This window comes from Micromonospora sp. A200 (assembly GCF_029893845.1).
Taxonomy (GTDB): domain Bacteria; phylum Actinomycetota; class Actinomycetes; order Mycobacteriales; family Micromonosporaceae; genus Micromonospora; species Micromonospora purpureochromogenes.
Window position 1 is genome coordinate 24,421 of record NZ_JARXXY010000050.1, and the last position, 11,317, is coordinate 35,737.

Consider the following 11,317-nt stretch of genomic DNA (forward strand, 5'->3'; position numbering starts at 1 on the left):
CCGCCGGTCACAGCGGTGGTCGGCCGGAGCCGGCGCCGACCGCGATCCGTTCCCGTCGCCGGACGACGGCATGGTGGTGCTGTGGTTCGGCGTACCGGGTGAGCCCGATGACCGCGGCGAGGGTGACCAGGAAGCCGACCGCGGCCAGCCACTCCCGGCCCGGCCAGATCCGGTCGTTGAGCAGCAGCAGGCCGACGATCGCGGCGGGCACCGCCCCGGCGGCGTCCATCGCGGCGACGGCGGCCGTGGTGGAGCCGCGCTGCATCGCCAGCCCGAGCAGCAGCTGCCCGACCAGGGAGTGGGCGATCAGCAGGTAGAGCAGCGGGTCCTGGACGAACGCCTCGGCCGTCGGCGCGGACGCCAGCGGGCGGGCGGCCACCGCGGCGGCGGAGAACGCCATCCCGGCCAGCGAGCCGAGCGCCACCGACCCGGGCGGCCCGTGCAGGCGGACGGCGAAGAAGCCGAGCACCCCGATGCCGCCCAGCGCCACGGCGAGGGCGACCAGGCCGGCGGTGCCGAGGGACTTCGACGGCGCCGGCTGGGCGGAGAGCACCAGCGCGGTGATCCCGCCGAAGAGCAGCACCAGCAGGGCCACCTCCGCCTTCGGCAGCCGCCACTTGAGCACCACCACGCCCAGCACGGCGGTGACCCCCAGCCCGGCGGCCACGCTGGCCTGCACCAGGAACAGCGGCAGGTCCCGGCGGGCCAGGAAGGCCAGCACGAACCCGATCACCTGGCAGAGCAGACCGACCAGGTAGGTGCGGTGCACGGCCAGCTTCAGCAGCAGCCCCGGATCGAAGGTGTGGTGCACGGTGGTCCGGGCGGCGGCGACCGACTGCAACATGTTGGCGAAGCCGTACGCGACGATCATGGCCGCGAGGAAGCACCAACCGGAGGACACCACCTGGCGAGGATAGAGGGTGCCCGGGGGTCAGCGCGCGGTTGGCCGACCCAGCCGGGCGAGGATGTCGGCGTGCAGCAGGCCGTTGCTGGCCACGGCGCTGTGCTCCCCGGAACCAGCCCCAGCAGGGACTCCACGGCCGGACAGATCGGTGAACGCGCCCCCGGCCTCGGTCACCACCGGCACCAGCGCGGCGACGTCCCAGAGCGACAACTCGGGCTCCACCATGACGTCCAGTGCACCCTCGGCCAGCAGCATGTAACCGTAGAAGTCGCCGTACGCGCGGCTGCGCCAGGTGTCCCGCATGAGCTGGAGCATCGCGTCCAGCCGGCCCGCCTCCTCCCAGCCGCTGAGCGAGGAGTAGCAGAAGCTGGCGTCGGCCAGGTCGCCGACGGCGGAGACCCGGATCGGCGTGCCGGAGGCGGCGTCCGGCCCGGCGTACGCGCCCTCGCCGAGCGCGCCCCACCAGCGGCGGCCCAGCGCCGGGGCGGAGACCAGCCCGACCACGGGACGGTCCCCCTCCAGCAGCGCGATCAGGGTGGCCCAGACCGGCACGCCGCGGACGAAGTTCTTCGTGCCGTCGATCGGGTCGACCACCCAGCGCCGACCCCCGGGCCCGGCGGCGGGCTGCTCGCCGTACTCCTCGCCGAGCAGGCCGTCGCCGGGGCGGCGGTCGGCCAGCAGCGCGCGGATCTCCCGCTCCACGGCGGTGTCCGCGTCGGAGACCGGGGTGAGGTCCGGCTTGGCCTCGACCCGCAGGTCGAGCGCGCGGAAGCGGGCCGTGGAGATGGCGTCGGCGGCGTCCGCGAGCTGGTGGGCGAGGGCGATGTCGTCGGCGTACCCGGTCATGCGAGAAACGGTAGCCACGGCCGGATCAGGACCCGGCGAGCGGGTCGCCCGGATTCCGCTGGTCGGCCACGCCGCGCGGGTCACCCTCCCCGGCACGGGAGGACAACAGCCGACGGTACGACGCCAGCCGGCGCGGATCGGCCTTGCCGGCGGCCACCCAGGCGTCCAGCGCGCAGTTGGCCGCGTCGGCGGTGTGCGGGCAGTTCGGCGGGCAGTCCACCGTCGCCTCGACCAGGTCGGCGAAGCCGTGCAGCAGGCTCTCCGCCGAGACGTGGGCGAGCCCGAAGCTGCGTACCCCGGGGGTGTCGATGATCCAGCCGGGGTCGCCGTCGACGCCCGGCGCGGGCGGCAGCCGCAGCGCCACGGCGCTGGTGGAGGTGTGCCGGCCCCGGCCGATCGCACTGACCACGCCGACGGCCCGGGCGGCCTCCGGCACCAGGCGGTTGACCAACGTCGACTTGCCGACCCCGGAGTGCCCGACCATGACCGAGACCCGGCCGGCGAGCAGCGCCCGCAGCGCGTCGAGGTCGGAGTCCGGGCGGACGAGCACGTACGGCAGTTCCAGCTCGGTGTAGTAGCCGAGCACCTGCTCGGGCCCGGCCAGGTCGGCCTTGGTCAGGCAGAGCAACGGCTCGATGCCCGCGTCGTACGCGGCCACCAGGCAGCGGTCGATGAAGCCGGTGCGCGGCGGCGGGTCGGCCAGCGCGCTGACGATCACCAACTGGTCGGCGTTGGCGACCACGACCCGTTCCAGCCGCCCCTCGGCGGTGGTCGCGTCGTCCTCGGCGGTCCGCCGCAGCACCGAGCGCCGCTCGGCGATCCGGACGATCCGGGCCAGCGCGCCGGCCGCCCCTGAGGTGTCCCCGACCAGGCCCACCCGGTCGCCGACCACCACCGACTTGCGCCCCAGCTCCCGGGCCCGCATCGCGGTCACCGTGTCGTCGGCGTCGGCGCCGGCCAGCACGCAGGTGTAGCGGCCCCGGTCGACGGCGATCACGAAGCCGTCGACCGCGTCGGCGTGCCGGGGCCGGGTGCGGGTGCGTGGACGCGAGGACTTTCCGGGCCGGACCCGTACGTCGTCCTCGTCGTACTCCCGCCGTCTGGTCGCCAGGACCGCCCCCTCTACGCCTCAGCTCTTGCCGGTCACCATTGCCGACCATAGTGCCGGGAACTCGGGCATGGTCTTGGAGGTACACGCCACGTCGTCCACCTCGATGCCGGGGACGGCCAGCCCGGCCACCGCGGCGGCGTGCGCCATCCGGTGGTCGGCGTAGGTGCGGAAGGTGCCGCCGCGCAGCGGGCGGGGCCGGATCTCCAGCCCGTCGGAGGACTCGGTCAGGTCGGCGCCGAGCGAGGTGAACTCGCGGGCCAGGGCGGCGATCCGGTCGGTCTCGTGGCCGCGGATGTGCGCGATGCCGGTGAACCGGGACGGGGAGTCGGCCAGCATGGCCAGCGCGGTCAGCGCCGGGGTCAGCTCGCTGACGTCGGAGAGGTCCGCCTCCAAGCCGTGCACCGTGCCGGTGCCGCGCACGGTCAGCCCGGCCGTGCCGAGCGTCACCTCGCCGCCCATCCGGTGCAGCAGCGAGCGGAGCTGCTCGACCGGCTGCGCGCTGCTGCGCGGCCAGCCCTGCAAGGTCACCTCGCCGCCGGTGACCAGCGCGGCGGCGAAGAACGGGACCGCGCCGGAGAGGTCCGGCTCGATCTCCCAGCCGCGCCCGGCCAGCGGGCCGGGCGCGACCACCCAGACGTCCGGGACGCTGTCGTCGACCGCGGCGCCGGCCGCCCGCAGCATCTGCACGGTCATCCGCAGGTGGGGCGCGGAGGGGACGGGCGGACCCTGGTGGCGCACCACCACGCCCCGGTCGAAGCGCGCGCCGGCGAGCAGCAGGCCGGAGACGAGCTGGCTGGAGGCGGAGGCGTCGATCACCACCTCGCCACCGGCGACCCGGCCGGTGCCCTGCACCGTCAGCGGCAGGCTGCCGGCGGCCGGGGCCTCGACGCGTACGCCGAGCGAGCGCAGCGCGCCGATCAGCGGACCGAGCGGGCGGACCCGGGCCTGCGGGTCGCCGTCGAAGGTGACCCGTCCCTCGGCCAGGCCGGCGACCGGCGGCGCGAAGCGCATCACCGTGCCGGCCAGCCCGACGTCGACGTGGGCCGGACCGACCAGCCGGTGCGGCCGGACCAGCCAGCGCTCGTCGTCGGAGATCGACATGTGCGCGCCCATCGCCCGCAGCCCGCCGGCCATCAGCTCGGTGTCCCGCGCGCGCAGCGGCCCGTGCAGGGTCGACGGACCGCTGGCCAGGGCACTGAGCACCAGCGCCCGGGCGGTCATCGACTTGGAGCCGGGCAGGCGCAGCGTCGCGGCAACCGGATCGCTGGCGGTCGGTGCGGTCCACGGCTGCTGCGGCCGGGTCGCGGTCGGATTCCCCACGGTTACATTCTGCCAAGCTCGCCGGCCCGTGGAGACGGCCGTCGGTCCTACTCCCGGTTGGCGGGACAGCCGGGAAGCCGACGGGGCGTTAGCGTGTGCGCCATGTGCGGGAGGTACGCCACGACCCGGAGCGCCGGTGACCTGAGCGCGCTGTTCGAGTCGTACGACGACACCGAGGGCCGGCTCGCGCCCGACCACAACGTCGCGCCGACCGACCCGGTGCCGGTCGTGCGGATGGACGCCGAGGCCGGTCGGGTGCTGTCGGCGGGGCGCTGGGGCCTGGTGCCGCACTGGTCCCGTTCGGCGGCCGGCGCCGCCCGCATGATCAACGCCCGGGTCGAGACCGTCGCCACCAGCCGCGCGTACGCCGACCCGTTCGCCCGCCGGCGCTGCCTGGTCCCCGCCGACGGCTGGTACGAGTGGGTGCGCCGCCCCGCCGGCGGCAAGCAGCCCTACTACATGACCCCCCGCGACGGCTCCGTGCTGGCGTTCGCCGGCATCTGGTCGCGCTGGGAGTCGCTGCTCACGTTCAGTGTGCTCACCGCCGCCGCGGTGGGGGAGCTGGCCGAGGTGCACGACCGGATGCCGCTGCTGCTGCCCGCCGACCGCTGGGCGGCCTGGCTCGGGCCGGCCGACGACCCGGCCACGCTGCTCGCCCCGCCGCCGGTCGACTGGCTCGCCGGTCTGGAGATCCGACCGGTGGGTCCGGCGGTGGGCGACGTGCGCAACGACGGGCCGGGGTTGATCGAGCGGGTGCCGCTGCCCGAGGAGCGGATCGAGGGGGAAATGACGCTTTTCTGAACGCGATTCGCGACATTGTCGCGTACGAATTGCCAGAGTTCCGGGCGAAATTTCGCTCGGATCTTCAGTCATCTTTGTGCAAGCCCCTTGTCTCCGTGTCCACGGGTGCGATAGAACACAGCGCCGGCACTGGGAGCGTCTTCGCGCGGTGCGACCGACGCCCGTCGATCTTGCCGGTCCCACGGGGGAGGTGGGTGTGATGACCCGGGCGCGTATGCCCCGACCGCACGAGGTGGCCGCCGCACGACGAGATCCGCGACTGTTGCGGGCGTTGCGCGAACGCCGCCACGACGAGGCCTGGCGGACCAGAGGAACCTGCCAGAGCGTCGATCCGGAAACATTCTTTCCGGCGCCCAACGAGCCGGCCGACGCCGCCGTCGCGCTCTGCCGCAGCTGCGACGTGCAGGGCTCGTGCCTGGCCTGGGCGCTGGAGGTCGGCGACTGCCACGGTGTCTGGGGTGGCACCACGCCGCGCGAGCGGCGGGCCATGCTGGTCGCCTGGCGCAGCGAGGTGCAGCCGGATCCGGACGCCGCGGACGACGCCGGGCCGCCGGTGCGCGACCGCCTGCTCACGCTGGTGCCGCTGAGCTGAGCCCGCACCCGAACGCCACGTCACCGCTCGTCGACTGAGCCGGCCGGGACGGCCCGATGGTGCGTCCCGGCCGGCCTCCGTCGCCGTGCCGGGCCGGATCGCTCCACCGGTGCCGTTGCCCGCGTCGTCGCCAAGCCGGGCCCGTGCTGCGCCGGCCCTGATGCGTGCCCCTGTGGGCCTGGTGGCCGTGTCCGGCGGCCCGGCGGCGCAGAATGGGCCGGTGCCGCACCGCGACGAGATCGACACTCCACGGGGCCTGGCCCGGGTCGAGGCCGACCTGCCAGCCGGCCCGCCGGTCGCCCTGCTCGTGCTCGGGCACGGGGCGGGCGGCGACGTGGACGCCCCCGACCTGCTCGCGGTCCGGGACGCGGCCGTCGGCGCGGGGGTGGCGGTGGCGCGGGTGACCCAGCCGTACCGGGTGGCCGGGCGGCGGGCGCCGGCACCGGCCCAGCACCTCGACGAGGCGTGGACGGCGGTGGTCGCCGGGCTGCGTACCCGGCACCCGGACGTGCCGCTGCTGGTCGGCGGGCGGTCCAGCGGTGCCCGGGTGGCCTGTCGTACCGCGGCGGCCGTGGGTGCGGCCGGGGTGGTCGCGCTGGCCTTCCCGCTGCACCCGCCGGGCCGGCCGGAGCGGTCCCGCGCGGCTGAGCTGCTGACCGGGCTGCCCACCCTGGTGGTCAACGGCGACCGCGATCCCTTCGGCGTGCCGGAGGCCGACGCGTCGGTCCGCGTGGTCGTCCGCCCCGGTGAGCGTCACGACCTGCGCAAGGACCCGGCCGCCGTGGCCACCGCCGTGCTCGCCTGGCTCCGCGAGCGGGGCTGGGCGCTGCCCTGAGCCACGGCGTGCAGCCGCCCCGCCCGGCGCGCCGTGGCACGGCGTGCAGCCGCCCCGCCCGGCGCGCGTGACCGGCGCGGCGCAGGGTCGTTGCATCGGATGGTGCCGGCCGCCCGATCCGGGCGAACGGCACCGTCCTCCCAGGCCCTTCCTGGTCCCAGCGTCGGTCTCCGCCGAGGCCGGGACCAGGAACGGGGGCGGCTGGCGGAATGTCCGGACCCCGACCGGGCGTTACCACCACCGGAGCGACACATCTGGCGAGGGGGGTGACCGGTGCCGACCGAGACACGGAGCCGGGAACGGGACGAACGGGAAGCGCGGCAGCTCCGGCAGTTGCTGGGCGGACCGGACTGGCCCGCGACGGTGGGCGGCACGGCGGTGGTGAGAGCGGGCACACCCGGCGGAACCGAATCTGCCGGCAGGTCCGTACGCGTATCCTCGGCGGGGAAGCATCCGACGCGAGGGGATGTGCGGTTGACCACCGAAAAGACGGACGAGCGCAGGGCCCGCTTCGAGCGGGACGCGATGCCCTTCGTCGACCAGCTCTACGCTGCCGGGTTGCGGATGACACGCAACCCCGCGGATGCCGAGGACCTGGTCCAGGAGACATACCTGAAGGCGTACGCCGCCTTCCACCAGTTCGAGCAGGGCACGAACCTGAAGGCCTGGCTCTACCGGATCCTGACCAACACCTACATCAACACCTACCGCAAGCGGCAGCGCCAGCCCATCCAGGCGCCCACCGAAGAGATCACCGACTGGCAGCTCGCCGAGGCCGAGTCGCACACCTCCAGCGGTCTGCGGTCGGCCGAGACCGAGGCGCTGGACCGGCTGCCGGACAGCGACGTCAAGGAGGCCCTCCAGCAGCTGCCGGAGGAGTTCCGCTTGGCGGTCTACCTGACCGACGTCGAGGGGTTCTCCTACAAGGAGGTCGCCGACATCATGGGCACGCCGATCGGCACCGTGATGTCCCGGCTGCACCGGGGTCGACGTAATCTGCGGAAGCTGCTCGAGCGCTACGCCGCGGAGCGCGGTTTCAGCGCCGCGCAGTCCTCGAAGGGCTCGACCGCCGCTGCCGGCCGGGAGGTGTGACGTGAGCTGTGGAAAGCCGCACGAGACGGACTGCCGTGAGGTACTCGCGGAGGTCTACCTCTACCTGGACCTGGAGTGCGCGGAGGAACGGCGCACGCTGATCCGCCACCACCTCGACGAGTGCGGGCACTGCCTGCGCGAGTTCGGCATCGAGCAGGAGGTGAAGGCGCTCGTCGCCCGCTGCTGCGGCAACGAGATCGCCCCCGACCAGCTGCGCGAGCGGCTGCGGATCCGCCTGACCGAGCTGGTGGTCTTCGAGACGACCGAGTCGCGCGAACTGGCCGACTGAACGTACGCGGAACACGACGGTGGCCCGGGTCGATCCGACCCGGGCCACCGGTCTGTCCGGCCCTCGGTGGGCCGGCGGAGCTGATCGCGACGGCGGCTGCCCGCCGGGCGGGATCAGGAGTTGGGGCGCTTGCCGTGGTTCGCGGCGTTCTTCCTACGGGCCTTCTTCCTACGGGACTTCTTCGCCATGCTGACCTCCTCGTGATGGGCGGATCCCTGCTGCGGCGACCCTCGGCCGGTGTGCGCACCGGTCCTCCCGGCGCCAGGGTCCGACCCGCTGATGCTAGTGCGGCCGGTACCCGCCATCGTCCGCCGGGGCGGGGAGAGCGCGCGGCGTTTCCGGTCGTGGACGTGGCGCCGCCCGCTCCCCGCCCATCGCGTGCCGCCGCATGATTGGATACGTCGGCAGGCAATCGCGAGAGGGAGGGCCGGGAGATGGCCGAGGAGATCCGTGCCGAGATGGTGGCCAACGTCTGGAAGGTCGTCGCGTCGGCCGGGGACAACGTGTCCGAGGGGGACACGCTCGTGATCCTGGAGTCGATGAAGATGGAGATCCCCGTCGTCGCCGAGTCCGACGGCGTGGTCAAGCAGCTCGCCGTCAACGAGGGCGACGTCGTGCAGGACGGTGACCTGATCGCGGTGATCGATTGACCGGCCTGCTGGTCCGCCCGGCGACCTCGGCCGACTTCGCCGCGGTCGCCCGGCTGACGGTGGCCGCGTACGAGGCGGACGGGCAGCTCAAGGGCGAGCACGGGTACGCCGAGGTGCTCGCCGACGTGACGCACCGGGCGACCCACGGCGAGGTGCTGGTGGCCGTGGACGAGGCGACCGGCGAGGTGCTCGGCTCGGTGACCTTCGTGCTGCCCGGCAGCCCGTACGCGGAGCTCTCCGGCCCCGGCGAGGCGGAGTTCCGCATGCTCGCCGTGGACCCGGCGGCCCAGGGTCGGGGTGCCGGGGCGGCGCTGGCCCGGGCCTGCGCCGACCGGGCCGCCGCGCTGGGCTGCACGGCGGTGGTGATCTGCGTACGCGGTGGGTTCGCCGCGCCCGCGCACCGGCTCTACGAGCGGATGGGCTTCGTCCGGCTGCGCGAGAAGGACTGGTCGCCGGTGCCCGGGGTGGACCTGCTGGGCCTGCGGCTGGAGCTGACCGCTCAGTCCTGAGCCGCGTCCGGCTCCGGCGCACCGATCCCGGCGAGCAGCTCGTCGGCGACCTCCAGCGCGATCTTCTTGCGCTCCTGGTCGGTGATGTGCGGGGTGCGCACCGCGAACCAGCTGCTGTGCACCGCGAAGAGGGTCAGGGTCGCGCGCAGCTGCGCGGCGGGTGACTTGTCGCCCTGGCACAGCTGGTCGGCGAGGCCCAGCATCCGCTCACGCATCTGCATGCCGGCCGAGAGGCTCTTCAGCACGGTCTGGTTCTGCTCGAAGAACCGCATCACCGAGGGCTGCTCGCTGGCGAACATCATGTCGGCGTACCTGTTCAGCAGCGCCCGCCGGGTGGCCCGGGTGGGCGGCTGCGACCGGGCCCAGGCGATCAGCTCGTCGATCCGCCGTACCCGGTCCTCGACCAGGCTGTTGACGATCTCGTCCTTGCTCTTGAAGTGGTAGTACAGCGCCGCCTTGGTGACGTTGAGCCGCTCGGCGATCTCGCGTAGCGAGGTCCGCTCGTACCCCTGCTCGGTGAAGAGCTCCAGCGCGACGGCCTGGATACGCTCACGCGTGCCGCCTGTGCTCTCCCTCACCTGCACCACCCAACTCGCTTGACGGTCTCTCGCTGTCCAACTTACCGTGCGGCTAGTAAGGTAACTAGCCGGGCGGCAAGTAAGTGCGACACTTCTCCGGGGGAGCTTACCCATGAGTCAGGAAAGCCAGACGGCGGCGAGACCCAACGTCAGGGTTGTGCTGTTCGGCCTGATGATCGCGATGATGCTCGCGATGCTCGACAACATGATCGTCAGCACCGCGCTGCCGCGGATCGTCGGCGAGTTCGGCGGCGTCGACCACTTCACCTGGGTCGTCACCGCGTACGTCCTGGGCACGACGGTCTCCACCCCGATCTGGGGCAAGCTCGGCGACCTGTACGGGCGCAAGGCGGTCTTCCTGACCTCGGTGGTCGTCTTCCTGGTCGGCTCGGCGCTCTGCGGGATGGCCGGCTCGGACATGCTCGGCGGCCCCGGCGACGGCATGGTCGAGCTGATCGCGTTCCGCGCGGTGCAGGGCCTGGGCGCGGGTGGCCTGATGGTCGGCGTGATGGCGATCATCGGTGACCTGGTGCCGCCCCGCGAGCGCGGCCGCTACCAGGGCATGATCGCCGGCATCATGGCCATCGCCATGGTGGCCGGCCCGCTGGTCGGCGGCTTCATCACCGACAACCTCTCCTGGCGCTGGGCGTTCTACGTCAACCTGCCGCTGGGCGGTGTCGCGCTGCTGGTGTTGGCCACCACCATGCACCTGCCGAAGTACCGGACCGAGCACAGGATCGACTGGCTGGGCGCCGCCCTGCTCTCGGTCGGCATCACCGCGATCGTCCTGCTCACCACCTGGGGCGGCAACGAGTACGACTGGGTCTCCCCGCAGATCCTCGGCCTGGCGGTGCTCGCCGTGGTGGCGCTGGTCGCCTTCGGCCTCGTCGAGCGCCGGGTTCCCGAGCCGATCCTGCCGCTGGGGCTCTTCGCCAACCGCAACTTCGCGCTGATATCGGTGATCGGCTTCCTGCTCGGCTTCGCGATGTTCGGCGCGATGAACTTCCTGCCGCTCTACCAGCAGACCGTGCAGGGCGCCTCGGCCACCAACAGCGGCCTGCTGCTGCTCCCGCTGATGTTCGGCATGCTGGTGGTCTCGCTGGTGGTCGGCCGGGCGATCACCAAGACCGGCCGGTACCGGATGTTCCCGATCGTCGGCGGCGTGGTGATGACCGCCGGCATGCTCCTGCTCAGCCGCCTCGACGTGGGCACCGGCAAGGCCGAGTCCTCGCTCTACATGGTCGTGCTCGGCGTCGGCATGGGCTTCCTGATGCAGACCTCGATGCTGATCGCGCAGAACAGCGTCGAGCAGAAGGACCTCGGCGCGGCGAGCGGCGCGGCCACCTTCTTCCGCTCCATCGGCGGCTCGTTCGGCATCTCGCTCTTCGGCGCCATCTTCGCCAACCGGCTGGCCGACTCCGCCGCCGGCAGCGCGTTCAGCGGCGGCGCCGGCGAGGGACAGGGGATGGACCTGGCGAAGCTCAAGGAGCTGCCGGCCCAGGCGCGCGAGCTGGTGCTCGGCGGCCTCTCCGGCGCGATCTCCCACGTGTTCCTGTGGGCGGTGCTCTTCACCGTCGTGGTGCCGGTGCTCGCCTGGTTCATCAAGGAGGTCCCGCTGCGGTCGTCCAACGACGCCCCGCCGGCCGCGACCCCCGAGGAGCAGGCCGAGACCGCCCTCGGCAAGGCCCCGGTGGCCTGACCCGGCTCGCCGGCCTGCTGCTGGCCGCGATCGCCGTGCAGCTCATCGCCGACGCGGTCGCCGCCTTCGTCACCCAGTACGTGAACATGAC

13 protein-coding genes are annotated in these 11,317 nt (G+C 73.3%); 8 read left to right on the forward strand and 5 right to left on the reverse strand.

Going from position 1 to position 11,317, the window contains the following annotated elements; translation table 11 throughout:
* Nucleotides 1-7 precede the first annotated feature (7 nt).
* From M2302_RS30245 to aroA, 4 genes are read right to left on the reverse strand one after another with little or no spacing between them, the layout of a single operon-like run.
* Nucleotides 8-904, reverse strand: coding sequence for a hypothetical protein (locus tag M2302_RS30245; protein ID WP_154942171.1), 897 nt, complete (start codon nt 902-904; stop codon nt 8-10).
* Between the two features lie 27 nt (nt 905-931).
* Entirely contained in the window at nt 932-1,750 is an 819-nt protein-coding gene (gene hisN, locus M2302_RS30250) for a histidinol-phosphatase (protein ID WP_280841222.1), read from the reverse strand.
* Between the two features lie 25 nt (nt 1,751-1,775).
* Entirely contained in the window at nt 1,776-2,861 is a 1,086-nt protein-coding gene (gene rsgA / locus M2302_RS30255) for a ribosome small subunit-dependent GTPase A (RefSeq protein WP_280841232.1), read from the reverse strand.
* 18 nt (nt 2,862-2,879) lie between these two features.
* The gene (gene aroA / locus M2302_RS30260) at nt 2,880-4,181 is read right to left on the reverse strand and encodes a 3-phosphoshikimate 1-carboxyvinyltransferase (RefSeq protein ID WP_280841223.1); all 1,302 of its coding nucleotides are present in this window, start codon (nt 4,179-4,181) and stop codon (nt 2,880-2,882) included.
* A gap of 102 nt (nt 4,182-4,283) precedes the next feature.
* On the opposite strand from aroA, the gene M2302_RS30265 reads away from it, so the two are divergent.
* The 7 genes from M2302_RS30265 (at nt 4,284) to M2302_RS30295 (ending at nt 8,949) form a co-directional block, all read left to right on the forward strand.
* Entirely contained in the window at nt 4,284-4,982 is a 699-nt protein-coding gene (locus M2302_RS30265) for an SOS response-associated peptidase (RefSeq protein ID WP_280841224.1), read from the forward strand.
* 199 nt (nt 4,983-5,181) lie between these two features.
* On the forward strand, nt 5,182-5,574 hold the full coding sequence (locus M2302_RS30270) for a WhiB family transcriptional regulator (RefSeq protein WP_280841225.1): 393 nt from the start codon (nt 5,182-5,184) through the stop codon (nt 5,572-5,574).
* 220 nt (nt 5,575-5,794) lie between these two features.
* Nucleotides 5,795-6,409 carry an alpha/beta family hydrolase gene (locus M2302_RS30275; protein ID WP_280841226.1) on the forward strand — a complete coding sequence of 205 codons (615 nt, stop codon included), beginning with the start codon at nt 5,795-5,797 and terminating at the stop codon, nt 6,407-6,409.
* A 273-nt stretch (nt 6,410-6,682) separates the two neighbouring features.
* Nucleotides 6,683-7,501 (forward strand): sigma-70 family RNA polymerase sigma factor, encoded by an 819-nt coding sequence (locus tag M2302_RS30280; RefSeq protein ID WP_210774474.1) that lies wholly within the window; start codon nt 6,683-6,685, stop codon nt 7,499-7,501.
* A gap of 1 nt (nt 7,502) precedes the next feature.
* Nucleotides 7,503-7,790, forward strand: coding sequence for a mycothiol system anti-sigma-R factor (gene rsrA / locus M2302_RS30285; RefSeq protein WP_210774475.1), 288 nt, complete (start codon nt 7,503-7,505; stop codon nt 7,788-7,790).
* 434 nt (nt 7,791-8,224) lie between these two features.
* Complete coding sequence (locus M2302_RS30290; protein ID WP_280841227.1) at nt 8,225-8,440, forward strand: biotin/lipoyl-binding carrier protein; 216 nt, start codon at nt 8,225-8,227, stop codon at nt 8,438-8,440.
* Entirely contained in the window at nt 8,437-8,949 is a 513-nt protein-coding gene (locus tag M2302_RS30295; protein WP_280841228.1) for a GNAT family N-acetyltransferase, read from the forward strand. The genes M2302_RS30290 and M2302_RS30295 overlap by 4 nt, the downstream gene beginning before the upstream one ends.
* Here M2302_RS30295 and M2302_RS30300 read toward each other — a convergent pair.
* Nucleotides 8,940-9,533, reverse strand: coding sequence for a helix-turn-helix domain-containing protein (locus tag M2302_RS30300; RefSeq protein WP_280841229.1), 594 nt, complete (start codon nt 9,531-9,533; stop codon nt 8,940-8,942). The two genes, M2302_RS30295 and M2302_RS30300, sit on opposite strands and share 10 nt — an antisense overlap.
* Before the next feature lie 106 nt (nt 9,534-9,639).
* On the opposite strand from M2302_RS30300, the gene M2302_RS30305 reads away from it, so the two are divergent.
* A complete protein-coding gene (locus M2302_RS30305; RefSeq protein WP_280841230.1) occupies nt 9,640-11,226 on the forward strand; it encodes an MDR family MFS transporter in 1,587 nt (528 codons plus the stop codon).
* The last annotated feature ends 91 nt before the right edge of the window (nt 11,227-11,317 follow it).

Coding starts and splice junctions, on each gene's coding strand:
- M2302_RS30270 (WP_280841225.1), top strand. CDS start 5,182: ATGACCCGGGCGCGTATGCCCCGACCGCACGAGGTGGCCGCCGCACGA.
- M2302_RS30305 (WP_280841230.1), top strand. CDS start 9,640: ATGAGTCAGGAAAGCCAGACGGCGGCGAGACCCAACGTCAGGGTTGTG.
- M2302_RS30290 (WP_280841227.1), top strand. CDS start 8,225: ATGGCCGAGGAGATCCGTGCCGAGATGGTGGCCAACGTCTGGAAGGTC.
- M2302_RS30265 (WP_280841224.1), top strand. CDS start 4,284: ATGTGCGGGAGGTACGCCACGACCCGGAGCGCCGGTGACCTGAGCGCG.
- hisN (WP_280841222.1), bottom strand. CDS start 1,750: ATGACCGGGTACGCCGACGACATCGCCCTCGCCCACCAGCTCGCGGAC.